Here is a 23375-nt window from a genome sequence, read left to right as displayed (position 1 = left end):
ACCTCACCGGCTTGGCCGCCACCGACGAGGCCGTGCTGCTCGACCTGGGCCCCTGGAGCGCCGCCGAGGGCCTGGCCGCACTGGCCGCCCGGATCGGCGCGGACCGGGCGGCGGCCGAACCCGCCCACGCCGCCGGACTGGTGGAGCTGTGCGGGCGGCTACCGCTCGCCGTGGCCGTCCTGGCGGCCCGCCTCAGCGCCGAACCCGCCCTCCGCCTGCGGACCGTGGGCGGACGAGCTGGCCCGGACCCGCACCCTGCTCGACGAGTTCACCACCGACGACCCGCACACCGACGTCCGGGCCGTCTTCTCCTGGTCGTACCGTGCCCTCGACGCCCGAGACCGCCCGGTTCTTCCGCCACCTGGCCGTGCTCCCCGGCCCGTCGTTCTCCACCGAGGCGGCGGCCTCGGCCGCCGCCGAACCGCCGTCCCGGGCCCGGAAGTTGCTCCGCTCCCTGGTCGCGAAGAGCCTGCTCGGGCGGGACGCGCGGCCGGACAGTTCGCACTGCACGACCTGGTGCGCGCGCGCACGCCGCCGAGCTGCTGGACCGCGAGGGGGGACGACCGGTACGCCGCCGAGCTGCGCCTGCTGGACTACCTGCGGCACAACGCGCGCTCCGCCGTCCGTGCCTGGGAGACCCGCACCATCCACGAGTTGGACCACGCGCCCGCTCCCGGCGTCGCCCTGCTGCCCTTCGACGACCCTGAGGGGGCGCTCGCCTGGTTCCGGCAGGAGGAGCGCACCATCCTGGCCGCGTTGCGCCAGGGCGAGGACCCCCGGCTGCTGCACTTCCGGACGGGCCTGGCGCAGGACTGCGTGCCCTACTTCTCCGCGCTGGGCCAGTGGGCCGACCAGATCGAGCTGCAGCGACTGGCCCTGGACGCCGGCCTCCTGCTGGACGACCCCGCAGCGATCAGCCAGGCCGCCGCGGCACTGGGCCGGGCCCTCGCCGAGGCGGGGGCGGGGCGAGGAGGCCGACGAGGCGGTCGGCCACGTGGAGCGTCGGCTGGACCACCTGACCCCGCACGAACGGGCCGACGCCCTGCGCAGCCTGGGCTGGGTCCGGGGCCGGCAGCAACGGCTCCCGGAGGCCCTCGACCACGCCCGGGCCGCGCTGGCGATCTACCGGACCCTGGACGACCCCAACCCCGTCGCCCGCGAACTCAACGCCGTGGGCTGGTACTCGACCCTCCTCGGCCGGCACCGCGAGGCCATCGCCAGCTGCCGCGAGGCGCTGCCGCTGCTCCAGCGGACCGGCAACACCTTCAGCGAGGCCGCGACCTGGGACAGCATCGGCTACGCCCTCCACCGCCTGGGTGAACTCCCGGAGGCCGTCCGGCACTTCGAGGTCTCCCTGCGGCTGTACGGGGAGGTCCTCAACCACTACAACCAGGCCGAGGTCCTGGACCACCTGGCCCAGGCCCACCAGGAACTCGGCGACACCGCCGCCGCCCGCGCCGCCTGGCTCCGCGCGGCCGAGCTCCTCACCGCGCTCGGCAACCAGCGCGCCGAGACGATGCGCGCCCGTGCCGACCGGATTGCGGGTCAGCCGACCGGGGCATGACACGTTCCGTGACCGGAACATGATCGTGCGTGCCCGTTATCGCGCCATCCTTCCACCGTGAGCCAGATCACCGCAGGTCACAGGCCCAGGCCCGGCGCCGGAAGATCTCCACCCCGCCCACTACACAGAGTGAAGATTCCTTCTCTTCTGATGATCATTCAGTGAAGGGAGTGAAGATCTTACGGTCCATCCCAAGGGATGGTCCGCGCCCGGCTGGCTCGATCCGGCCATCGCCAACCGACCCCCGCCGATCGGCAGTTCCCTAGGTCATCACGACTTGAAAGCATCGAAACAGCGAGGGTGATCTTGAGATTCCTTCGCATTAACGTTTCTGCACTGCTTGATGAACGGCGCCCCAACACCACAGGTGCGCCCAAGGGGGTACTTCTGATGTCCGAAACCACCCACACCTCGGATCTGACCCGCCGTCGGATGCTGCAGGGCTCGGCCGTCGCGCTGACCGCCGCTGCCGGCGCCTTCGGCCTCGGCCTGGTCGGCCCGACCGGCGACTCCGCGACCGCCGCCGACCCGGGCGCGTCCGACACCTTCGACGAGGTCTTCCACGGCCGCCGCATCCAGGGCCGTCCGGTCGCCCACACCGCCGGCCACCACCACGGCACCACCGGCGGCGAGGGCGGCGGCACCGGCTACGAGGTGCGCATCGACGGCGAGGAGCTGCACATGATGCGCAACGCCGACGGCAGCTGGATCAGCGTGGTCAACCACTACCAGACCTTCCCGACGCCCCGCGCGCTCGCCCGCGCCGCCGTCAACGACCTCCAGGGCGCCACGCTCGTCCCGGTCGCCGTCGCCTGATCCGCACACCTCCGCCACCACCATCACCACCACTCGTACAAGGGGGGACTCATGGCAGTCCGCAAGAACCAGGCGACCCTGACGGCCCAGGAGAAGCGCGCCTTCGTCAACGCCGTGCTCGCGCTCAAGCGCAACGGCGGCTACGACTCCTTCGTCAGCACCCACAACCAGTTCATCGTCAGCGACACCGACAACGGCGAGCGGGTCGGCCACCGTTCGCCGTCCTTCCTGCCCTGGCACCGCCGCTTCCTGCTCCAGTTCGAGCAGGCCCTCCAGGCGATCGACCCGAGCGTCACCCTCCCCTACTGGGACTGGACCGCCGACCGCACCACCTCCGCCACCATCTGGGGCGCCGACTTCATGGGCGGCAACGGCCGCAGCAGCGACGGCCAGGTCACCACCGGCCCGTTCGCCTACTCCACCGGCAACTGGACCCTCACCGTCCGCCCCGACAGCCGCAACTACCTCCGCCGCTCCCTCGCCACCTCGGTCGCCCAAACTCCCCACCCGCACCGAGGCCGACGGCGTCCTCGCCATCGCCGAGTACGACGCCGCCCCCTGGAACAGCACCTCGGCCGGCTTCCGCAACAACCTCGAAGGCTGGCGCGGCGTCAACCTCCACAACCGCGTGCACGTCTGGGTCGGCGGCATGATGAGCACCGGCATGTCCCCCAACGACCCGGTCTTCTGGCTCCACCACTGCTTCATCGACAAGCTCTGGTCCGAGTGGCAGAAGCGCCACCCCTCCTCCCCCTACCTCCCCGCCGCCGGCACCACCAACGTCGTCGACCTCAACGACACCATGAAGCCCTGGAACAACGTCACCCCGGCCGACATGCTCGACCACACCGCCCTCTACACCTACGACACCGGCTTCTGATCCCACCCCGCGTCACCTGCTTCGCGGCCCCGCAACGGGGGTCCCGGCCTCCGGTCCGGCATGACTGCTCCCCCTGTGGTTCGCATGAATCAGGGGGCGACGTCGCCGGGCCGGAGGCATCGGTGGAGCGCCGACAGAGGCAGGACCACCATCCTGCCGGTTCGACGGCGGTGCACATAGGTGCGACCGTCGGGGTTCCCCGGCGATGAGGCACGAACCCGCCGGGCAGCCCCCTCGTCGGTGCGAGGGGGCTGCCCGGATCCTCGCCAGGCTTCGTACGGCTCATCCGCCGACGTCCTTGCCGCAGGTTCAGGTACCGAGCAGGAAGTCGTAGTAGTCAGCGGTTCCCGTGAGGACGGCCTGGAAGTAGAGGGGGTCGCCGTTGCTGTCGAGCGGCACCTCATGGCCGGCGGTCCGGGTGAAGCCGAGCGAGAGGCTGGGGATCACCCAGTGGTTGGGTTCGATCTGACGGACGGCCAGACCCAGGTCCCCGAGCTGCTGGAGGAGCTGCAGGGCGGGGGTGGTGAACACATCGATGCCGCGGAATCGGACAGTGATCGCCTCGGGGCCGGAGCGCGGGATCCAGATCTCGGCCGCGCGGAGGGTCTTGCCCTCCTGGAAGTCGAAGAGGATCTCGAACTGCGGGTGCACAGCGAGGACCTGCATCGGGTTGAAGACCGATGCCGAGCCTTCGTTGGTGACGTCGACCCTGCCCAGCGTGGCGGCAGCTGACTTGAGCTCCTCGAGCGACAGGCCGAGAGGGAAGCCGGTGATGCCGTGCGGGGGATCGAGTTCGATGTCCATGGCGGTCATTTTAGGAGGCACGTCCTGATCTTCCAGTTGTTGGCCGCCAGATAGTCCTGGAAGCCCTTGTTGTGGGGCAGGTGGTCGACCATCTCCTTGATCGCGGCGTCGTACTTGGTGCCGTGGATCTTGCGGATCTTGCCGATGTCCATCTTCATCGCCACGTCGAACTTGCCTTGGGCGATGAGGAGCCGCTGCTTGGTGCGCCAGGCGATGGAGGCGGCTCCCGAGCCGGTGCTGATGAACTTGCGGTGGTCGTCGTAGTCCATGCGGATGGCCGGGCCCGCGCCGTATCCGAGCTTGCTGCTGCCGACGCCCAGGTAGGCGTCGCGGGCCGGGACGTGGTTGCGCTCGTAGGCGTTGTTGTCGCTGCCGTCGGTCCAGTTGCTCGGCCTGAGGCTGTAGTGGGACCCGCCCCAGCCCACGGGCTGGCGCTTTGCGGCCAGGCCGAGGGGATCGCTCCAGAAGAGCGGGTTGGGCACGTAGCCGTGCGGGTTGGGGCCGCCGTCGAGACCGATCGGGTCGCTGCTGAGATAGCAGGCGGTGCTGGGGTCGTAGTAGCGGAAGTAGTTGTACTCAAGGCCCGACTCCCGGTCGTGGTACTGCCCGGGGCGGCCCAGCAGGCACGTGGGTGCGCTGTCGTCATCCTGGTGGTGGCGCCGGCCCCAGAGGTCGCTGTCACCGGTCCATGCGATGTGGCCGTCGCTGGTGACCAGTTCGCTCGGTGTGTCGGCCAGGTCGGTGACGATGGCGTAGAACCGCTCCTCGAGGACGGCTCCTTGGAGGTCCCAGTGGCGTTCGGTCTGGGACACCGGCGTCCAACTGCCCGGTGCCCAGTCCCAGGTGATGCTGCGTCGGCTGCCGTCCGGCAATGCCGTGTACTGCTCGACGAGGTGGGTTCCGTCCCACACGAAGTGGACGGCCTCGACGGCCTGCCCTTGCTCGTCCAGGCGCCACTTGACGGACCGCCGGCCCAAGGCGTCGTAGGCATAGGCCCAGGTCCCCCGCCGGGGGCTGTCGACTCGGATCAGCTGGTCCTCGGCGTTCCAGGTGTAGCGCCACTCGCGTCGCTGCCCTGACAGGGTGCGCGAGATCCGGCGGGTGCGTCGACCCCGTTCGTCGTACTCGTAGGTGCTGCGGCCCGCGGCCCGCAGGAGGGAGCCGTGGTAGGTGCGCTCGCCGGCGGTGGTGCTGTCCTGGTGCCGGCTGTCATCGGCGCGCGTGATGTTGCCGAGGGTGTCGTAGGCGTACGTCTCCCGCCAGGTTTCCGCTCGTACCTGGGTGACACGTCCGGCCGGGGTCAGTTCGAAGGCGCGGCTGCCGCGGGTGCGGTCGGTGAGCGTCGTCGGGGTGCCGTCAGGGCGGTAGGCATAGGTGCGTTCCTGCAGGCTGACGGGGCCGGCGCTGCCTGCCGGGGTGGTGGCCCAGATGGCTTGGGCGCTGAGCCGGTCGGCGGTGTCCCAGGTCTGGGTCAGGGCCGCGTGAGCACCGAGGTAGCGGGTGGTCTCGCGGCCCGCGGCGTCGTGAACGAACGTCAGGGTGCCCAGGGGCTGGTGGAGGGAGTCCGGCTGGCTGTTGGCGTTGTAGGTCCAGGTGGAGACGATGCCGCTGGGGGTGGTACGGCTCGTGCGACGGCCGAGCACGTCGTAGGCCCAGGTGGTGGTGTGCCCCGCGGTGGTCTCGGTGAGGACCCGGCCGGCGGCATCGTGGGTGTACTCGATGCTTCCCCAGGTGTCCTGAAGGGCTGTCAGACGCCCGCGCTCGTCGTAGGCGAGGGTGGTCGTGGTGCCGTCGTGGTGACGGCGCTGGGTGATCCGGCCCTGCAGGTCGTAGGAGAAGGTGGTGTTCTGCCCTGCCGGGTCGGTGATCTCCAGCAGTTGGTCGGCGCCGTCCAGACGGTACCCGAAGGCCCGACCGTTGAAGTCGGTCTCCCCGACGAGGTGGCCGGCCGGGTCGTAGCGGTAGCTCCAGCTGGCACCGTTCATGGAGACGGACATGAGCTGCAGTTCGGTGTCGTACTCGAACCGGTGGACCTCGCCATCCGCGAGGGTGCGGCCCGTGAGCTTGCCGAACGGCCCGGTCTCGAACGTGGTGATCGCGCCGTCGAGCTCGTGCCGGGTGAGATTGCCTTCCGGGTCGTACTCCCACCTCTCCTGTGTTCCGTCCGGGTGCAGTCGTGCGGTGACGCGCCCTTCCGTGGTGAACGTCAGAGCGGTCGTGGCGCCCAGTGCGTCGGTGAACGCCACCACCCGGCCGAACGCGTCGTACCCGGCCCGGGTGGTGTTGCCCATCGGGTCGGTGGTCACGGTGACCAGCCCGGCCGCGTTGTTCTCGAACCTCCGGACCTGCCCGAGCGCATCCGTGATCTGGACGAGGCGGCCCTGCTCGTCGTACTGACGGCTCGTCATCGCCCCGGCGGCGTCCGTGCTCTCCACCAGGTTGCCGCGCGGGTCGTAGGAGAACGAGGCCACTACCGCCCCGCCCTGAGTCACCGACGCCAACTGCCGCAGTGGCGTGTAGGCAAGGTCGATGACGGATCCGCCCGGCTCGGTGATCCGTACCGGACTCCCGTGCTCGTCCAGGGCAAGGCGGGTGACCCGCCCGATCTCGTCGACGCGCCCGATGACCCGCCCGGCCTCGTCGTAGTGCGTCACCGCCGCGTTCCCCAACGGGTCCACCACACGAACCACCCGAAGGCGATCGTCGTAGTGGTACTCCGTCGGGTGCCCCAGGCTGTCCACCGCTACGGTCACCCGCTGCGCGGTGTCGTAGCGGAACTCGGCGGACAGGACACTGTTGTGGCCCCTGCCGGCGACGACGCGGCCGCCGGTGTCGTACTCGTACTCGTAGCTCTGCCCGTTGCGGTCGATCCAGGCGGTCATCCGGCCGTCGTCGTCGTACTCGTAGCTGTACGGGAGACCGGACGAGTTGACCACCCCCGCCAGCTGCCCGTGCGGGTAGTACAGGTACTCCACGACCGGGAGGTGACCGCCCGCCTCGTCCAGGAGCCGGAGCCCACTCACCCGCGGACCGTCCTCGGTGACCGTGGTGTCCACCGCCACCCGGTAGCCGCCGCTGTGCCGCACCTCCAGCGGAAGACCGTCCTGCCCGCGTATGTACGAGATCAGGTGACCGTTACGGTCGTGCACCGAGGTGACGGGCCGTATCTCGCCGATCCGGTACCGGCCGCCACCGCCCTCAGCAGCCGGCACAGCGAAGGTCAGGGTCGTACCACTGTCCGGATCTTCGATCGTCAAGGCGCCGCTGCCCTGCTCCCACACCAGCGGCCACTGCGCACCGCCGGAGGGAAGGACGGGCTGCCCTGAGGCCTCTGGTAGCGGATAGTGCAGGATCTGGGCGTCGTCACCGGCGTAGTGGACGCCGTCCGCGTCGATCTCGATCCGCTGGTCCAGCGTGGAGGACCAGCCCTGGCCGAACAGGCGACCTCCGACGTAGTCCGACGCGTATCCGCGCCGCAGCACAACCGGCAGCAGGCCGGGCAGGACCAGGTCGGTCTCGGAGGTGATCATCTGGCCGGTGACCACGTCCACCGGGTCACCGGCCGTGCTGCAGCCCTTGTTGCCGTCGACCGCCTGGCCGTTGCGACCCCCACGCCCCAGCGGACGCTCGCCCTTGCGCCGGCCGCTGCCACCGGGCCTCGACCCGCCGCCGGACCCGGAACCGCCCGGGGCCTTCGGCCCGGCGTCATGACCCTTGCCCTTCGTGAGCGAGTCGGCGATCCGCCGGTCGTTCTCCTTGTGGTTGCGGCTGGTCATCTCCAGACCCCGCCCGACGTCCTTCAGGTGCTTCTGCAGCGCCTTCTGGCCCTGCTCCATCGCGTCCATCAGCTTGGAGATACCCTGCTCGGCCGCGGCCGCGAGACCGCCCTTGCCCCTCGTACGGCCGAACGCCGACCGGGCACGGCTGTGGTGGCGCCGGCTGGTTTCCCCCAGTTCGTCGGAGTAGCGGTCGAACCGCTTACTGAGGTTGTCCATCGAGTCGGGGTCGAACTTGAAACCGTCGCTCATGCCGCGCTCCCCGTGGCGTGCGGGCCGGATTCCGCCGCGTCCTCGAGCAGGTTGATGACCAGGTCGCCGGCCATGCTGCCGATGGCTTCGATGACCGGGCCGGTCGCCATGGCCATCAGCTCGCTGATGATCTGCTGCTCGGCTTCCTTCAGCAGCCGCTTCACGATCAGCCTGGTCACCTGGGTGGCGCCGAGTGCGCCAACTTCCGACAGGCCGAAGGTGAACGGGGCTGCTGCCTGGGCGGCGATGACCTCTGCGGCCATGATGCACAGCTGGGCGATCGCGGCGATCTTCGCACCCTCGATCACGAGGGCCGTGCCGTCCAGGGCGACGGCCGCGATGCGGCCGCCCTCGGCCAGCTGGTGGAGATGCGTACCGGAGAGTTTGCCCCAGTGCGCTTCGAACGCCTGGACCGCGAGGCCCGCGTTCGCTCCCACCATGTCCTGGACCGCGGAGTGTGCGTCGGTGACACCGCTGTCGATCTCCTCCGCGAAGGAGCGCAGCGCGTCCGCCATCTCGCGGTAGTCGTCCTCGTCGACGTTCGGCCAGTTCACCCCGATCAGATCGAGCACCCACGCCAGCTCGTCCGGCAGCACTACACCCATACCCGCCCACCCCCATGGCAGCGACAACCTAGGCACCCTACGTGATAGCCCGTACACCGTCAGGAGGACCGGCTCGGACCGCGCGGCATCGGGCCGCACTGTGAGCACGGGGAGAGAGGGATCTGCCGCGCCGTCGGGCGCTCCGTGGGCATGTCGGCCGTTCGGACGGCGTCCCAGGATGCATGGCGGTGGCAGGCCCCTCCACTGCCATACCGTCATCATCCCTGTGGCCGGGTGAGCTTGACCCGCTCTGACGGACACCTCTGATCAGGGGCCTCGGGCCCCGGCCACTGATCAGCCGCTCCAGCGGCCGACCGCCGCCTCGACCTCGGCCGCGCTCGGGGGCTGCGCACGCGCCCCGTACCAGTGCGGCACGGCCCGGCCGAGCTTGGCCGCCAACTCCTCGACCAGCCGCCCGCGTTCACCCCCGTCCGGCGAGCCCGCGATGAGGCGGCCCCACCGCACGGTGTCCAGCACCGCCGACTTCACCGCCTCCAGGTCCAGGTAGAACCGGAGGCCCGCACGCCAGTCCACCGCGCACTCCGGCGGGGCCACCCCTCCTCCACGCGCCGCCGCTCCTCCAGGCAGTAGCCCATCTTGTGCAGGTGGTCCGCGAGGTCGAAGACCGGGTCACGGAGGCTACCCACCGGAGGGGTGCGGGAACGGCGGAATCGGGCGTGTCACCACCCGTCCGTGCGCCCCGGTACGACCTGCCGGTGAGGCGGGTCAGCTGACGGAGCGTTCGAGGAGGTCGAGGGCGGCGGGGAGGGAGCGGGGGCTCGTGGTGCCTTCGGGGTGGTCGCCGCGGTGCCAGCCGGGGCCGGCGGCGAGGACGCGGGCGTGGGTGCGGGCGCCACGGGGGCCCCAGGTGGTGGTGAGGACGCGGCGGACGAGGTGGGCGTCGGCGGTGGTCGGGTGCTGGGACCAGAGCATGACGGCGCCCGGGCCGGTCCGTTCGAGGGCGTCCAGGAGGGCGCGGGGCGGGACGGCGGCGCCGAGGATGCGGAACGGGATCCGACGGGCCGTCAGGCCTGCGGCGACCGCCTCCAGGGGGAGGGTGTGCTGTTCGTCGGGCATGGCGGCGAGCAGGACGGGCGGGACGGGGCGGGAGGCGCCGGGGCGGACGGCCTCGGCGCGCAGGACGGTGGAGACGTGCCAGGAGAGCAGGTGCTCCACCTCCACGTACTGTTCACCCGAACGGGCCCACTTGCGGCCGGCCGCCCGGAGGGCGGGCATCATCACGTCGCCCCAGGCCTCCACCACCCCCAGGTCGTCCACGGTCTCGCGCAGGAGGGCCGCGACCTCGGCCGAGTCGAGCCGTACGGCGGCCCGGACCAGCCCTCGGCACTCCGGCCGGACCGCGCCCACGCGCGGGGCGCGGTCGTCGACCGGCGGAGGCGGGTCGCTGCGGACGGGGCTCATCGGCGTGCCGGGGCCCGTCGGGGTGGTGCGCTCGGCCAGGACCGTCCGGGCCGCCTCGGCGGGCGGGACGCCCCGGGCGGTGAGGGCGCACATCGCCGCCAGGGTCTCGATGTCCGCCGGGCTCCAGCGGCGGTGGTGGCCGGCGGCGCGTTCGGCCGGGCCGAGTCCGTAACGGCGCTCCCAGGAACGGACGGTGGTCGGGGAGACCCCGAGCTGCCGCGCCACCGCGCCGGTGGGCAGACCTGCCTCGGCGCCGTCCGGCGGCCCGGCTGTCGCATGCTCCGGCGCACCGGCCTGACGATCCCTCATGACACGCCACCATTCCACGTCCGGAGGAGGGGAGGAGGACGGCTCGCAGGCCGACGCGGCCGACGACGGTCGAAGGCCGCGCGGGCGTCGGCGAGGGCCGTCAGGGGCCGACGATCGGCCGGAGCCGGCGCAGGCCGTCCCGCATGCGGGTCTTCACGGTGCCCAGCGGCACCCCGAGCAGGGCGGCGATCTCGCGCTGCGAGTAGCCGCCGTAGTAGGCGAGGACCAGCGATTCGCGCTGCGGGGCGGTCAGTTCGGCCAGTGCGGACCGGACGCGGTCCGCGTCCAGCAGGTGCTCGACCTGGTCGGTCTCGGGGCCGTGCAGCGGCTGGTCCTGGCGGCTGAAGCGGAGCTCGCGGTCGGAGGAGGCCCGGACGGAGCGGACCCGGTCCACCGCCCGGTGGTGGGCGATGGTCAGGGCCCAGGTCAGCACCGTCCCGCGTTCGGGGCGGTAGGCGGGGGCGGTCCGCCAGACCTCCAGCAGCACTTCCTGGGTGACCTCCTCCGCGTGGGCGGCGCTGCGCAGCAGTCGCAGCGCGAGTCCGTACACCGGTCCGGCGAGGGAGCGGTAGAGCGCGGCGAAGGCGGTCTCGTCGCCTCGGGCCACCGCCGCGACGAGGGCCGTCTGGCCCTCGGGGAGGGAGGACGGCTGCCGCTCGGCGATCACTGTTCCGGTCACACCGCCACAGTGCGCCGAATCGATGCGACGGGGCCAAGCGCAGCGTTGGTGCAGCGTTTTGTGCCCACTGGGCGCGCGCTCAGACGCCGCGCGGGGTGCGGGCCAGGCCGACGACGGAGAGCGCGGCCCAGCCGACCGAGACCGTGAGGGCCATGGTGCGGTGGCGGCGTTCCGGGAGGGTGGTGGTCAGGGTGAGGGCGTCGGAGAGGTCGGAGGCGATCCGCAGGGCGGTCGCGGTCCGCAGGCTGCGGTCGTCCGGCGCGAGGGCCATGGCCAGGCCGCAGGCCGCGTCGCGCAGGGCCAGCGGCCGCAGACAGGTGGCCACGTCCCGGGGCACCGTGCCGCCGGGGGCCAGGCCCGACGGGGCGGCCAGGAGCAGCGGCCGCGCGGCCACCGCCACGCCGTAGGCCGCGGTCGCGGCTCCGACCACCCTGAGCAGTCGACGGTCCATCGCGGTGACCTCCGTGGTCGGTGGGGCGGCCCGCGGCACTGGCGCGCGCGGGTGGCGTACCCATCCTTCGGGACCGGTGCCCCGAACGGATGGTCCGACACGGGGCGGGCTGCGGCCGCCGACTCCGCAAACGCTGCGCGAGCGCTGCGAGTGCCTCTCCGCCGCCCCCCGGAGGACCGTCTCCGGTGGAGGGCCGGAACGTCTCCGGGCCCCGTGAGGAGGGATCGGGCCATGAAACTCCAGGACGAACTGCCGGTCGACCACCGACTCAACCAGGTCTACCGGATCGGCGCCGGACTGTGCGGCGCGGTGCTGTTGGTGTTCGGCTGCCTCGGGCTGGCCGACGGCCTGTCGTTCTTCAGCACGGACGGCGAGGACGTCGCGGGGCTGTCCTCCAACGGGCTGCTCAGCGTCGTCTCCCTGGTGGTCGCCGCCGTGCTGATCACCGGTGCGGTCATCGGCGGCAACACCGCCTCCACCGTCAACATCGTGGTCGGCACGCTGTTCGTCGTCAGCGGCTTCGTGAACCTCGCGCTGCTGGAGCGCTCCGCCAACCTGCTGGCGTTCCGGATGCCCAACGTGATCTTCAGCTTCGTGATGGGCCTGCTCATCGCGACCTTCGGCATGTACGGCCGGGTCAGCGCGGGCCTGCCCCGGAACAACCCGTACTGGCGCCACCGCCACCCGACCGCGACCGCGACCACCTCGACCGCGACCGTGGTCCGATCCTGAACTCCACTACGGACAGCAGTGGTTGATGCCCCGTCGGGACGATCGGCGGGGCATCGGTCGTGCAGCGGGCCGGGGCCGTGGTCAACGCAGCCGCAGGCCCGCCAGGCGGCGGAAGGCGGCCAGCACCGCGACGCCCGCGCACACGGCGGGCACGGCCGCCCACGGGGTCCGCAGGACGGCGAGGACCGTGCAGGCCTCGGCGAGCAGGGAGAGCAGCAGGACGGCGAGGACGAGCGGGAGCGGCCGGCGGGCGAGGCGCCGCAGCAGGCCCGGCGGGCGGCGCAGGAGGCGGTCGAGGGAGGGGTCGGTGAGGCGCAGGGACTCCTCGATGCCGTGGAGGAGGCGGAGTTCCGCTGCGGTGAGGTGAACTGCCATGGCCCATCTGCTCCTTGGACGGATCGGATGTAGTACGGCCTTCGGGAGTGTCCCCCTTCACCGTCCTGCGGAAGCGCCCGGCGGAGCAGTCGCAGCGTTCGCGCAACGGATCGTCACGGTGTCGGGGCGAAGGCCAGGGCGGTGTTGTGGCCGCCGAAGCCGGCCGAGGTGGAGAGGGCGAGGCGGACGGACTGGGGACGGGGCGCGGTGTGGACCAGGTCGATCGGCGCGGTGTCGGGGTCGGGGGTGGTGAACCCTGCGGTGGGGGGCACGAGTTGGTGGGCGACGGTGAGGACGGTGAGGGCCGCCTCGATGGCGCCGGCGGCGCCCATGGTGTGGCCGATGGTGCCCTTGGCGGAGGTGACGGAAGGTGGGCGGCGGGCGAACAGGGCGGCGATCATCCGGGCCTCGGTGGCGTCGTTGAGCGGGGTGCCGGTGCCGTGGGCATTGAGGTGGTCGACGTCCTCCGGGGTGGCCCCGGCCTCCGCCAGGGCCAGCCGGACGGCCGAGGCGAGGCCGCGCGCCTCGGGGTGCGGGGCCGTGGCGTGGTGGGCGTCGGCGGCGCTCCCGGCGCCGACCAGCAGGGCCTTCGGTCGGACTCCCCGCGCGGCGGCGTCGGTCTGACGTTCCAGCACCAGGAAGCCGGCGCCCTCGCCGATCACGAATCCGTCCCGGTCGGCGTCGAACGGCCGTGCGGCAGAGGTGGGTTCGGGGTTGTGGGAGAGCGCCCGCATCCGGGCGAAACCGCTCACGCAGACCGGGGTGACCATGGCGTCGGCGCCGCCCGCGACGGCGATGTCGCAGGCGTCGGAACGCAGCAGCAGGGCGGCCGTCTGGACGGCGGTGGCGCCCGAGGCGCAGGCGGTGGCGGTGTGCAGGACGGGGCCGGTGACGGCGAGGTCGATGGCCAGTTCGCCGGCGGCCATGTTGGGGAGGAAGGCGGGGAGGGTGAGGGGCGAGACCGCGCCCGGGCCCTGGGTGCGCAGGCGGTCGGCGGCCTGCTCGTAGCTGCCGATGCCCCCGGCGGCGGAGCCGAGGACGATCGCGACGCGGGCGCCGTCCCAGTCGGCCGGGTCCAGGCCGGCGTCGGTGACGGCCTGCCGGGCGGCGGCCAGGGCGAAGTGGGTGGCCCGGTCCAGCCGCCAGGGCTGCCGACGGCCCGTCAGGGCCAGGTAGTCGCCGGCTACCCGACAGGAGAGGCCGACGGGCAGCCCCGCCAGCAGCGGGTCGGGGGCGGCGGCGGGACGGCCCTCGAGGACGCCCCGCCAGGTCTGCTCGGCCCCGACCCCGGACGGCGTGACCAGCCCGATCCCGGTGACGGCCAGTGGTGCCCGGACTCGCGCACCCGGAGCCCGGACCGTGGCGGAAACCGGAGCCGAACCCGGGACCCGACCGTGAGCCGCAGGCACGCTCGCGGTCGGGGATGGGGTCCGGAACGGGGACGAGGCCGGGGCCGGGGACGAGGCCCGGCCCGGGGGCTGAGTCGGAGCGGAAGCCACCCGCGGAGCCGGGCTCGGGCCCTTCCGGAGCGTGCTCACGCCGAGGGCCCGGCCAGGCGGGTGGACTGGGCGAGCAGGGCGCTGACCCGGCCGACCAGGTCGGCCACGGTGACGTCGGCGGCGGAGTCGGCGTCGTCGTCCAGGGTGACGCCCCAGTGCTCCTGCAGGCTGACGACCAGCTCGACCCGGGCCAGCGAGTCGAGGTCGAGGTCCTGGAGGGCGGCGGCGTCGGCGACGGCGTCGGCGGGCGCGTCGAACTTCTCGGTGAGCAGGGTGACCAGGTGGGCGCGGACGGGGTTGGCGGCGGTGTTCACGGTGTACTGACCTCCTGGGGAGCGCGGGGCGGTGCGAGGCGATCGGACGGGGCAGGGTCGGGCGGTTCGACGGCGCGGACCGGGGCGTCCGGCCAGCGCAGGGTGACGGAGGCCCAGGTCAGGCCGCCGCCGAAGGCGGTGAGCAGGGTCGGTGCGCCGGGCGCGCAGCGACCTCGGGCGAGGGCGTCGGCGAGGGCCAGCGGGATGGAGGCACCGGCGGTGTTGCCGAGTTCGCCGATGTTGCCGAAGCGGTGCGCCGGGGCGATGCCGACCCGGTCGGCGACGGCGTCCAGGATCCGCTGGTTGGCCTGGTGGCCGATGAACGCCCGGACGTCGGAGGCCCGCCACCCCGTGGCGGTCAGTGCGGCCGCGGACGAGGAGGCCATCCGGCGGACGGCGTGGGCGTAGACCTGACGGCCGCTCATCCGGAAGTGCCGCTGCTCGCGCGGGAGTCGGTCGGCGGCGGGCAACCGGGTGCCGCCGGCCTCGACCGTGATCAGGCCGCTCCCGCCGCCGTCACTGCCCCAGTCGCTCGCCAGCACGGCGCCGGGCTCGTCCGGGGTCCCGGGGCGGAGCAGGACGGCGGCGGCGCCGTCGCCGAAGAGGGGTGCGGTGTCGCGGTCGAAGGGGTCGACGATCGCCGAGTACTTCTCGGCCGCCACCACCAGAGGGGTACGGCAACCACCACTGCTGACGAGGGCGTTGGCGACGGTGAGGGCGTAGAGGAAGCCGGAGCAGACGGCGGCGAGGTCGAAGGCGGGAACGGGGCCGAGGCCGAGCCGGTGGGCGACCTCGGGCGCGGTGGCGGGGCAGGGGCGGTCGGGGGTGGTGGTGGCGAGCAGCAGCAGGTCGGGGCCGGGGGCGGTGCTCGGGACGGGGCCCGCTCCGAGGGTGGCGCGGCCCGAGGCCGTGCCGACGGGAGCGCGGTCCGCCGCCGCGTCGAGGGCGGCACGGGCGGCGGCCGTGGCGAGGTCGCCGGTGCTGGTGCCCGGTCCGGCCAGTCGCCGGCGGTGGATGCCCGTCCGGCTGGTGATCCACGCGTCGGTGCTGTCCAACCCGCCCCGGGCGATGACCTGACCGTTGGTCACCACCCGGGGTGGCAGTGCGGTGCCGACCGCGGCGATCACCGCGGTGCGGCGGTCGTACGGGGAGGCGGTCATACGGCAGCGGGGACGAACGGGGAGGGCGGCTTGGGGAAGCCGGCCAGGCCGCCGTCGGGGACGGAGAGGCCGCCGTCCAGCACCACCGCCTGGCCGCTCAGGAAGGAGGCGGCGGGTGAGGCGAGGAAGAGCGCGGCGCCGGCCACCTCCTCCGGGTCGGCCCAGCGCCCGGCCGGAACGTGCGCCAACAGCCAGGCGGAGAGCGCCGGATCGGCCTGCACGGCCGCGGTCATGTCGGTGCGCACCCAGCCGGGGCAGAGCGCGTTCACCCGGATGCCGCTGCGGGCCCAGCCGACCGCGAGGCTGCGGGCGAGCGACACCTGGGCGGCCTTGGTGGCCGCGTAGGCCTCCATCAGCGGGGTGCCGACCACCCCGGCCACGGAGGACATCAGCACCAGACTGGCCCCGTCCGAACGGGCCAGGTGGGGGTGGGCGTGGCGGCAGATCGCGGCGGTGGCGTTCAGGTTGACCGCGACCACCTGGTCCCAGGCGGGTTGCGGCAGGTACTGGAGCGGGGCCATGACGGGGCTGCCGTCCGGCTGGACGGGCAGCGTCCCGGCGTTGTGGACCAGCACGTCCAGCCCGCCCAGCGCCTCGGCGGCCTGGTCGACCAACGCCGCCTGCGCGGTGTCGGCGAGGTCGCCGGGCACCAGCACGGGCGTGCGGCCGTACGCGGCGACCAGGTCGGCGGTCTCCTTGAGGGCGGCCTCGGTACGGGCGGAGAGCGCGAGCTGCGCACCGGCCTGGGCGAAGGCCACGGCGACGGCGCGGCCGATGCCGCGGGAGGCGCCGGTCACCAGGGCGCGGCGGCCGTCGAGGCGGAAGCGGTCGAGGATGGTCACGGGGACACCTCCGGGGTTGAGGTCCGGTCAGACCTGAACGGTGCTGCGCGGAAGAGGAGTTCGCTGCGTGGTGCGGGCTTCGGTGCGGGCTTCGGTGCGGGTGGCCGTGTGGGTGTGGTGGCTGGGTGCGCCGGTCCAGGTGAGGTGGGCGGTGCCCCAGGTGAGGCCGGCGCCGAAGACGCAGAGCAGCACCCGGGCGCCGTCCGCCAGCCGGCCGAGGGCGGCCGCGTCGGCGAGGGCGTAGGGGGCGGAGGCCGCGCCGATGTTTCCGGTCAGGTCGCCGGTGATGTGCAGCCGGTCGGCGGGGATGCCGATCCGGTCGGCGACGGTGCGCAGCAGCAGCGGGTTGGGCTGGTGGGTGATGACGGCGTCGATGTCCTTGAGGTCCACGTCGTGCTCGGCCAGGGCCCGTTCGACGATCAACGGGAAGATCTCCGCGATGAATCCGCCGACCGCCCGGCCGTCCATGTGGATGTGGTGGCGGCCCTCGGCGAGGCTCCGCGCGCTGGCCGGGATGCGGCTGCCGCCGCCGGGGATCAGCACGTGGTGGGCGCCCCGGCCGTCCGAGCCGAGCCGGAAGCCCCGGAAGCCGCCGTGCGGCACCGGGCCGAGGATGCCGGCGGCCGCACCGTCGGCGAACAGCACGGCGGTGCCCCGGTGGGCGGGGTCCACGAACTTGGAGTACGCCTCGACGCCGACCACCGCCGCGTACCGGGCACCGGGGGTGGTGGCGAGCCAGGCGTGGGCGACCTTCGCGGCGAACAGCCAGCCGGAGCAGGCCGCGCTGACGTCCAGTGCCACCGCGTTGACCGCACCGGTCAGGGCCTGGACCCGGCAGGCGGTGGCCGGTCCGAGCTCGTCGGGAGTGGAGGTGGCCAGGAGCAACAGGTCCAGCTGCCCGGGGTCGAGGCCGGCGGCCCGGCAGGCGGCCTCGACGGCCGCGGCCGCCAGGTCGGAGGCGGCCTGGTCGGGGCGGGCGGAGCGGCGTTCGAGCACGCCGGTCCGTTCGGTGATCCAGTCGGCCGGGACTCCGGCCTCGCGGGCGACGTCGTGGTTGGTGCGGACGGCGGACGGCAGGTGGGTGCCCATGCCGAGGATGCCGATGTGCGGGGCGTGGTTCACGGTGTCCTTCCGGTGCTGGTGCGCGGGGCCGGGCCGCCGCGCGGGGACGGCGACCTCCCTGGACGCGAAGGCTCATGGGATGCGCCGCTCACGGATGCGCGGCGCACGGGGTACGCGACTCACGGGGTACGCGGCTCGCGGGTCCTGCCGATCCGGGCGGTGAGACGGCTGACGGGGGCTGGGGGCATGACGCTCGATCACCGCGGCGGCGTACTCCGGGGCGTCGAGGGCGGCGCCGCCGGGTGCCGGGTCGAGGGCCGCGACGACCTCGGGGAGCTGCGGCAGAAGCCGGTCGCAGACCGTGTCCATGGCGGCCGGGAGGGCGCGGACGGTGGCGGGGGCGAGGACGCCGTGGGCCAGCAGCGGACCGGCCAGGCGGTGGGCCCGGCGCAGTCCGTCGAGGGTGGCGAGCTCAGCGGCACCCGGAACGTCGCCGCCGCCCTCGCCGGCTGACGCGGCGCGTCGGCCGCGAGGCGGGCGGCGTGGACCTCGCCCAGCAGCAGGACGTCGGCCAGCAGGGGGTTTCCAGAGGTCGAGCCCCTCGTGGGAGGCGCCGCGTCGCTCGGCCAGGGACCGGGCGAGTTCGGCGGCGAGGCGTCCTGCAGGGCGGCGAGCACGGCGGGCCACCAGCCGGGCCCGGTCGGCGCGGGCAGGTCCTCCCCCAACTCCGTGGGGAGCGCGGTCCCCTCGGCGAGGGCGCGTCCGGCGTCCATCAGCGTCAGGGTGTTGTCCCCGCCGGCGTTCTCGAAGGCCCGGGCCAGTCCGAGGTACTCGGAGAGCCGGTTCTCGCCGAAGAACCCCGAGAGGCCGCAGCGGTGCCGGAGCTCGTCGACGGTCTCGGCGACCGCCCGGGTGGCGTGCACCTTGCGCAGGCGAGGGCCCGGTCGACGGCGGCCCAGGGAGAGAAGGTCATCACGGCACCCGGCCCGGGGGCGGTCGGCGTCGAGTCCCGCAGGGCCGCCCACTCCGCCAACGCGGCCCGGGCCGAGCCGCGCAGGGTGTGGGCGGTGGCGAGCGCTCCGATCACGGCGTGCTGCTGCGTGCGGTACTCCAGCACCGGGCGGCCCGGGGCCAGCCGGCCGTGCTGGCGCCGGGCGGAGCTGAACCGCCAGGCCGTCGCGGCGGAGCGGGCGGGCGAGGGCCGCCATCGCGGAGGGCAGGGTGGCCCAGAGGACCTGACCACAGCTCAGGGTCCGTTGCAGGCGGGCGTCCTGGCCGCCGATCGGGTCGTCGACCACGCCGCGCCCGTCGATCGTCGCACCGTCGGCCAGCCAGCGGTCACGGGGCACCTCGGCGCCGTCGAAGCGGACGAAGCCGTACGGCAGCGGCAGCGCGTCCAGCGTGACCGGGCCGGAGATGCTCACCCCCCGGCGCGGGCCGCCCGTCGGCCCCCGTGATGTCCGTCAGGAAGGAGAACACCCCGCCGTCCTGGCCTCGGCCCGGTGACGATCCGGGCGCAGACCACCGCCTGCTGGGGCAGGCCGGGGGCCGCCACGGAGGAGAACTTGGCTGCGGCCTCGTCCGGGGTGTGCAGCAGGAAGACCCGGCGCCCGGCGTCGTAGCGGGCCTCGGTGCGGATGCGCAGGTGGCTGGAGGCCTCACCGATCTCGGTGACCATGAACGAGCCCTTGGTCCGCGCGTGGGCCAGCTCACCGCCGAGGTCGGCCTCCGCTCCGCCCAACGCGGCGAGCGAGCCGACGCAGAGGATGTAGTGGGAGAGGAAGGTCTGGTAGAGCGCGGGGTCGGCGAGCGCCGTCAACTCGCTGACAGTGACGAGGAGTTCGGGGTCGGCCAGGGACCTCGGGCGCGGGCGGGAGGTGGGCCGCGAGCCGGGCCAGGCGGCGGTGGGCGCCGGTGTCGGTGACGGCGGAGGGCGGGCGGCGCAGCAGGGTGCCGTCCAGGAGACGGGCCAGCGGGGCCGCGCTGCTCGGGCGGGAGCAGGGGTGCGAGGCGGGCGTGGAGCACGCTGGGGGCCGTGGTGGTCATGGCTTCCTCCCGACGGAGCTGGACGGAGGGCGGTGGGGGCGGGCGACGTGAGCCGCGCGGGCCGGCGCGCGGCGTGCGTCCAGGGCTCCGCGAAGCCGCGGGCCGTGGCCGCCGCCGCAGTCCCCTTCCGTGCCCGACGGAGCACCCGACGCGGCATCCGACGCACTGTCAGAGCGCTGGAGGGCGCGGGCCAGGGTCCCTCCGCGAGCGGCGCGAGCGCCCGTACCCCCGGTCGTGACCGCGCGCACCGCGCTCGCCAGTGCTGCCCGGTCCCCCATCTCCACCGCGAGCGCGGCGCCGTTCAGGCCCGAGGGCAGCACGGTGGGCAGCGAGAAGGCCTTGACCAGGCAGTGGGCCAGCGCCTTGGGCAGGTCGGTGGCGCGCGTCGTGGAGGCGTCCGGCCACGCCGAGAAGACCGGGCGGCGGGGCGGCTCCCAGCGCAAGCTGCCGCGCGTACCACTCGAACGCGGGCGGCCTCCTCGGCCAGGCCGGATGGTGCTCATGAACGGCAGCCGCAGCCGCTGGTAGGGCACGCCCATCGCGGCGGCACGCCGCTCCGCCGCCTCCAGATCGGGGAGCGGGCCCGAGACCACCGTCTCCCCGGCGTGGTTGACGCAGGCCAGTACGGTCCGGGCCGCGTCCGGGCCGGCCTGGCCGAGCAGGCGTCTGGTCTCGAAGGGGCCGGAGGCGAGCAGGGTCATGCCTCCGCCGTGCGAGGTGAGCAACTGCCGCGAGGCGACAGGCGAGTCGGGCACCGTCCGCCACCGAGCAACTGCCGACGGCGGTCAGCGCGGGGATCTCCCCGAAGCTGACGGAGACGAACCGGCCGGCGATCAGCCCGTCCTCCTCCAGGGCCCGGTGCACGGCCAGGCAGACGCCCGAACTGGGCGAGTTGGAGCGTGCCGGGCATCTCCGAGGCCAGCTCCCGGGCGCTCGGCGGGGTGGCCGCCGCGAGCCTGGGGCCGACCGGCGCGACACCGAGTTCGGCGACGGCCCGGTCCGCCTCCTCGAACACCTCGGCCAGGGCGCGCCGCAGGGAGGGCGCGGCGGGCAGGGTCCGGAGCAGCGGCCCGAGGCCGAAGTCGCCCTGGCCGGGGAAGAGGTGGACGGTGGCCGCCCGGGCGGCCACGGGCCGTGGTGCCTTGCTCATCGCGGAGTTCCCTCCCATCCGGGGCGCGCACCTCGGCACACCCGGTCACCTCGATGGTGCGACCTGCCGGGCGCCCCGTGCGGCTTCCCCGGTCACTGGGGCGTCAAGAGTTCCGCCCCGTCAATTCCCGCCCGTTTTGCCCACCTTGCCCACCCGATGCCCTAACCTCTTCGTAGGCGTGCGGAGTCGTGCGGCGCCCAGGCCATCGTGCCGCGTGACCGCTGCCGCGCGCCCGCGCACAACCGCGGCCCTCCCAGCGGACGGCCGCGGCAGCTCCGCGACCCGTCGAGGAGGTGCAGGCGGGTGGCAGTCCACCGCGTCCCCGAACGTCCGTCTCCCGAGAACTCCTGCTCGAATCCCGCTGGACCGGTGCCCAGTTGGCCGCGCGGTCCAACCGATCGGCGCCGAGTCCCGCCTACGGGGCGTCGCCTACCAGCGCGCCTCGTCCACCAGTGCTTGACCGGCACCCAACCCCGCCCCCGCGCCCGGTCGCCCACTTGGTCTAGGCGCCGCGCTCACCGACGCCTATACCGCCTCGGCCGTCCCGGTCGGCCCGGCCAGGCCGGCTTCGAGGGAAGCCGCGCCGACAGCGGCGCGAACGGGCGCACCTTCCCGCCAACCCCCGTTCCCTGCTCACAACCAACGCTGGCCACCGCCCGCCTCAGCCCCGACCGGGGCGGCAGCGTGCCTCCGCCTACCAGCCGGCCGCCGGGGCCCGCTGCGCTGTTCCGCCGAAGCCGGGACGGCCGGAGCGGGCGCCGCGCCCTCCCCGCTAGCCCGCCGCTCCACCTGGCCCGTGTTTCCCAGACGAACAAGCCACCCCCGCGGACCCCCCGTCCTCACCCTCCTCCTGCCCGTCTTCTCCGTCCGCCGACCTGACTCCGCGGTGGCGGCCCACGTCCCGCACCGGCACTTCGCCGCCTTCCTCTCCTCCGCGTCCCGCATGGCTCCGCCGCCGCGTCCTCGCCCGTGGCGGCACACGGAGTGTGTGGCGGCCGGCCTCGCGGCTAAGCTACCTCTGCGCGTTCATCGCACTTCGACGACGAACTCAACGGCCTGCCCTGCACTTCTACCCGCTTCGGCTGGAGCTGGCCCCGCCAGTGCGGCGACCTGACGGCCCAGGCCATGACCCTCCGGGCGATGGCCCGCCCAGGCCTACGAACTCCACCACCCGCGGGAGAAGCTCGACCTGGCCCGGGCGGCCCGCCGGCATCCGCCTCCCCGCCTCCGCGATCCGCGTGCGGGCCTCCGTCCTCGGCCAGCTCGGCCCCTCGCCGAGGCCGCCACCGGCAGAGCCGCGCCGCCGCCCGCCGGCACATCCACGAGGCCTTCGACCTGCTCCCCCACATCGAGGGCCCGGCCCTCCGGTCGGCGACTACCACGCCACCGGCGGCCTGGGACCACCACCACGCCCTGGTGCAGGCCGATCGGGCGATCTCGGCGGAGCCATCAAGTCCCTGGAGACCTCCCGCCGCGCGCCGCCCCCGCACCGAGAACCCGCTCGCACGCCCTGGTCCTCGCCAAGCTGGCGGCGTCAGCTCACCGCCGGCCGCCTCGACGCCGCCTGCTCCACCTGGCACCAGTTCCTGGACGTCTACCCCCACCTCTCCTCCCGCCGCGCCCCACTCCGCCGCCGCCCGCCTGCCACCGCGGCCTGCTCCCCCACCGCCCGCCGCCACCCCGCCGACCACCTCCTCCAGCGCGCCACCGCCCTCCGGCTCCCCTCGTGACGGCGACCCCCGTCCGGTGTCGTCCGGGCCGGTGCGATCTGGCCCGATGTCGAACGAACTGGTGCGGATGCGGGAGTCGGCCGCCGCCTGGCAGAGCTGCGTACGAGCGGGCCGTCGGCGCGGACGGGTACGAGTACGACCGCAACGCGGCGCGGCGGCGCAGGGCTCTGGGCCCTGCAGTAAGCGACCGGCGGCCGGGAGACCCTGGAGTTGGTCCGCTGGCTCGCCGGGCAGGAGGCGGAGTGCCCGACGGGAGGCACCGTTCCAGGGACTGACCGAGGAGACCACGCTGGCCGGACTGCTGCTCGCCGTACCGGGGGTCGAGGACGTCTGGCAGCAGTGGGAGATCAAGCGGGCCAACTTCGACAACCTGGTGCGGCTACGACGTCCAAGGCGGTCCTGCGCGGCGGGCGTGGAGGCCACTCCTCGCCCACCGTCCCGCGCGGGCGAACACCCGGAGCGGGAGGCCCTGCTGGAGCGGCTGCTCGGCGAGGACGGGAAGCCGTGTGTCTCCGAGCATGAGTGACCGACTGGTTCCCGCTTCATACGCAGGCGCTTCCCCGGTCGACCCCGGCGGAGGGGACCCCGATCACCCTGGTCGAGCGCGCCCGGATGAGCGGCGAGACCGAGCGCGCCCGGAGTTGCTTGGACGCCACTGGCCACCGGGGCGCAGGAGCGGGACACCGGACACACCTTCGCGAACTCCGCTACCACCTGGCCGAGTTGGGTGACATGCGAGGCGGCCTTCGGGTACGGGCGCGAGTCCCCCTGTCGTTCGCCGAGGCCGCCCGCGACCGGGCCTTCGGCTGGCAGGACCTGGCCGGGCTGGAGCGCCGGGCCGGGGCAGCACCCGGCGGCCTGGGAGGCGCTGACCGAGTCGCCGGGCCCTGACGGACGTCTCCGATGT

The 23375-nt window shown here is 73.8% G+C and carries 23 protein-coding genes and 1 pseudogene; 6 read left to right on the top strand and 18 right to left on the bottom strand.

All coding sequences use genetic code 11. The features are described from left to right. Positions 1–192 precede the first annotated feature (192 nt). Positions 193–510 carry a hypothetical protein gene (locus tag ABD946_RS07900; RefSeq protein WP_345281406.1) on the bottom strand — a complete coding sequence of 106 codons (318 nt, stop codon included), beginning with the start codon at positions 508–510 and terminating at the stop codon, positions 193–195. A 484-nt stretch (positions 511–994) separates the two neighbouring features. On the opposite strand from ABD946_RS07900, the gene ABD946_RS07895 reads away from it, so the two are divergent. From ABD946_RS07895 to melC2, 3 genes and pseudogenes are all read left to right on the top strand, one after another. Beyond that, positions 995–1564 carry a tetratricopeptide repeat protein gene (locus tag ABD946_RS07895; RefSeq protein WP_345281404.1) on the top strand — a complete coding sequence of 190 codons (570 nt, stop codon included), beginning with the start codon at positions 995–997 and terminating at the stop codon, positions 1562–1564. Positions 1565–1954: 390 nt separating this feature from the next. Next, positions 1955–2380, top strand: a complete 426-nt coding sequence (gene melC1, locus ABD946_RS07890; RefSeq protein WP_345281402.1) for an apotyrosinase chaperone MelC1 — start codon at positions 1955–1957, stop codon at positions 2378–2380. Positions 2381–2431: 51 nt separating this feature from the next. Next, a pseudogene (gene melC2 / locus ABD946_RS07885) lies at positions 2432–3260 on the top strand (tyrosinase MelC2). Positions 3261–3569: 309 nt separating this feature from the next. Here melC2 and ABD946_RS07880 read toward each other — a convergent pair. From ABD946_RS07880 to ABD946_RS07850, 7 genes are all read right to left on the bottom strand, one after another. Beyond that, on the bottom strand, positions 3570–4064 hold the full coding sequence (locus ABD946_RS07880; RefSeq protein WP_345281401.1) for a hypothetical protein: 495 nt from the start codon (positions 4062–4064) through the stop codon (positions 3570–3572). A gap of 5 nt (positions 4065–4069) precedes the next feature. Beyond that, a complete protein-coding gene (locus tag ABD946_RS07875; protein WP_345281399.1) occupies positions 4070–8092 on the bottom strand; it encodes a DUF6531 domain-containing protein in 4023 nt (1340 codons plus the stop codon). Then, positions 8089–8697, bottom strand: coding sequence for a WXG100-like domain-containing protein (locus ABD946_RS07870; RefSeq protein WP_345281397.1), 609 nt, complete (start codon positions 8695–8697; stop codon positions 8089–8091). Before ABD946_RS07870 ends, ABD946_RS07875 begins: the two co-directional genes overlap by 4 nt. A 294-nt stretch (positions 8698–8991) precedes the next feature. After that, entirely contained in the window at positions 8992–9231 is a 240-nt protein-coding gene (locus ABD946_RS07865) for a hypothetical protein (protein WP_345281395.1), read from the bottom strand. A 192-nt stretch (positions 9232–9423) separates the two neighbouring features. Beyond that, the gene (locus ABD946_RS07860; RefSeq protein ID WP_345281393.1) at positions 9424–10428 is read right to left on the bottom strand and encodes a MerR family transcriptional regulator; all 1005 of its coding nucleotides are present in this window, start codon (positions 10426–10428) and stop codon (positions 9424–9426) included. Positions 10429–10528: 100 nt separating this feature from the next. Further along, positions 10529–11107, bottom strand: a complete 579-nt coding sequence (locus ABD946_RS07855; protein ID WP_345281391.1) for a sigma-70 family RNA polymerase sigma factor — start codon at positions 11105–11107, stop codon at positions 10529–10531. Positions 11108–11186: 79 nt separating this feature from the next. Beyond that, positions 11187–11558: a hypothetical protein gene (locus ABD946_RS07850; RefSeq protein ID WP_345281389.1), complete on the bottom strand. Its 372-nt coding sequence runs from the start codon at positions 11556–11558 to the stop codon at positions 11187–11189. A 231-nt stretch (positions 11559–11789) separates the two neighbouring features. Between ABD946_RS07850 and ABD946_RS07845 the strand changes: the two genes are divergently transcribed. Beyond that, positions 11790–12290: a DUF4383 domain-containing protein gene (locus ABD946_RS07845; RefSeq protein WP_345281387.1), complete on the top strand. Its 501-nt coding sequence runs from the start codon at positions 11790–11792 to the stop codon at positions 12288–12290. Between the two features lie 81 nt (positions 12291–12371). On the opposite strand, the gene ABD946_RS07840 is transcribed toward ABD946_RS07845, so the two are convergent. From ABD946_RS07840 to ABD946_RS07795, 10 genes are all read right to left on the bottom strand, one after another. Beyond that, positions 12372–12665: a DUF3040 domain-containing protein gene (locus ABD946_RS07840; RefSeq protein ID WP_345281385.1), complete on the bottom strand. Its 294-nt coding sequence runs from the start codon at positions 12663–12665 to the stop codon at positions 12372–12374. 113 nt (positions 12666–12778) lie between these two features. Continuing rightward, entirely contained in the window at positions 12779–13990 is a 1212-nt protein-coding gene (locus tag ABD946_RS07835; protein WP_345281408.1) for a beta-ketoacyl-[acyl-carrier-protein] synthase family protein, read from the bottom strand. A 209-nt stretch (positions 13991–14199) separates the two neighbouring features. Then, on the bottom strand, positions 14200–14478 hold the full coding sequence (locus ABD946_RS07830) for an acyl carrier protein (RefSeq protein WP_345281383.1): 279 nt from the start codon (positions 14476–14478) through the stop codon (positions 14200–14202). Next, positions 14475–15638, bottom strand: a complete 1164-nt coding sequence (locus ABD946_RS07825) for a beta-ketoacyl-ACP synthase 3 (RefSeq protein ID WP_345281381.1) — start codon at positions 15636–15638, stop codon at positions 14475–14477. The genes ABD946_RS07830 and ABD946_RS07825 overlap by 4 nt, the downstream gene beginning before the upstream one ends. Further along, on the bottom strand, positions 15635–16480 hold the full coding sequence (locus ABD946_RS07820) for an SDR family NAD(P)-dependent oxidoreductase (RefSeq protein ID WP_345281379.1): 846 nt from the start codon (positions 16478–16480) through the stop codon (positions 15635–15637). The genes ABD946_RS07825 and ABD946_RS07820 overlap by 4 nt, the downstream gene beginning before the upstream one ends. Before the next feature lie 27 nt (positions 16481–16507). After that, on the bottom strand, positions 16508–17602 hold the full coding sequence (locus ABD946_RS07815; RefSeq protein WP_345281377.1) for a 3-oxoacyl-ACP synthase III family protein: 1095 nt from the start codon (positions 17600–17602) through the stop codon (positions 16508–16510). Positions 17603–17799: 197 nt separating this feature from the next. After that, a complete protein-coding gene (locus tag ABD946_RS43305; RefSeq protein WP_345281376.1) occupies positions 17800–18966 on the bottom strand; it encodes a hypothetical protein in 1167 nt (388 codons plus the stop codon). Next, on the bottom strand, positions 18963–19361 hold the full coding sequence (locus ABD946_RS07805) for a hypothetical protein (RefSeq protein WP_345281374.1): 399 nt from the start codon (positions 19359–19361) through the stop codon (positions 18963–18965). Before ABD946_RS07805 ends, ABD946_RS43305 begins: the two co-directional genes overlap by 4 nt. Positions 19362–19584: 223 nt before the next feature. Further along, the gene (locus tag ABD946_RS07800; RefSeq protein WP_345281372.1) at positions 19585–20289 is read right to left on the bottom strand and encodes a hypothetical protein; all 705 of its coding nucleotides are present in this window, start codon (positions 20287–20289) and stop codon (positions 19585–19587) included. Beyond that, the gene (locus ABD946_RS07795) at positions 20286–20738 is read right to left on the bottom strand and encodes a hypothetical protein (RefSeq protein WP_345281370.1); all 453 of its coding nucleotides are present in this window, start codon (positions 20736–20738) and stop codon (positions 20286–20288) included. Before ABD946_RS07795 ends, ABD946_RS07800 begins: the two co-directional genes overlap by 4 nt. A 1238-nt stretch (positions 20739–21976) precedes the next feature. Here ABD946_RS07795 and ABD946_RS07790 point away from each other — a divergent pair. Beyond that, entirely contained in the window at positions 21977–22468 is a 492-nt protein-coding gene (locus tag ABD946_RS07790) for a hypothetical protein (protein ID WP_345281368.1), read from the top strand. A gap of 46 nt (positions 22469–22514) precedes the next feature. Then, on the top strand, positions 22515–22994 hold the full coding sequence (locus ABD946_RS07785) for a hypothetical protein (RefSeq protein ID WP_345281366.1): 480 nt from the start codon (positions 22515–22517) through the stop codon (positions 22992–22994). Positions 22995–23375: the final 381 nt, after the last annotated feature.

Source organism: Kitasatospora albolonga, assembly GCF_039535905.1.
GTDB lineage: Bacteria > Actinomycetota > Actinomycetes > Streptomycetales > Streptomycetaceae > Kitasatospora > Kitasatospora albolonga.
This window is presented reverse-complemented; position numbering and strand designations above follow the sequence as displayed.

Bases quoted from the DNA above. Each gene is read 5' to 3' on its own strand.
- ABD946_RS07860 (WP_345281393.1), bottom strand. From the start codon at position 10,428: ATGAGGGATCGTCAGGCCGGTGCGCCGGAGCATGCGACAGCCGGGCCG.
- ABD946_RS07840 (WP_345281385.1), bottom strand. From the start codon at position 12,665: ATGGCAGTTCACCTCACCGCAGCGGAACTCCGCCTCCTCCACGGCATC.
- ABD946_RS07870 (WP_345281397.1), bottom strand. From the start codon at position 8,697: ATGGGTGTAGTGCTGCCGGACGAGCTGGCGTGGGTGCTCGATCTGATC.
- ABD946_RS07785 (WP_345281366.1), top strand. From the start codon at position 22,515: ATGTCGAACGAACTGGTGCGGATGCGGGAGTCGGCCGCCGCCTGGCAG.
- ABD946_RS07800 (WP_345281372.1), bottom strand. From the start codon at position 20,289: ATGACCCTGCTCGCCTCCGGCCCCTTCGAGACCAGACGCCTGCTCGGC.
- ABD946_RS07850 (WP_345281389.1), bottom strand. From the start codon at position 11,558: ATGGACCGTCGACTGCTCAGGGTGGTCGGAGCCGCGACCGCGGCCTAC.
- ABD946_RS07845 (WP_345281387.1), top strand. From the start codon at position 11,790: ATGAAACTCCAGGACGAACTGCCGGTCGACCACCGACTCAACCAGGTC.
- ABD946_RS07795 (WP_345281370.1), bottom strand. From the start codon at position 20,738: ATGAGCAAGGCACCACGGCCCGTGGCCGCCCGGGCGGCCACCGTCCAC.
- ABD946_RS07825 (WP_345281381.1), bottom strand. From the start codon at position 15,638: ATGACCGCCTCCCCGTACGACCGCCGCACCGCGGTGATCGCCGCGGTC.
- melC1 (WP_345281402.1), top strand. From the start codon at position 1,955: ATGTCCGAAACCACCCACACCTCGGATCTGACCCGCCGTCGGATGCTG.
- ABD946_RS07875 (WP_345281399.1), bottom strand. From the start codon at position 8,092: ATGAGCGACGGTTTCAAGTTCGACCCCGACTCGATGGACAACCTCAGT.
- ABD946_RS07880 (WP_345281401.1), bottom strand. From the start codon at position 4,064: ATGGACATCGAACTCGATCCCCCGCACGGCATCACCGGCTTCCCTCTC.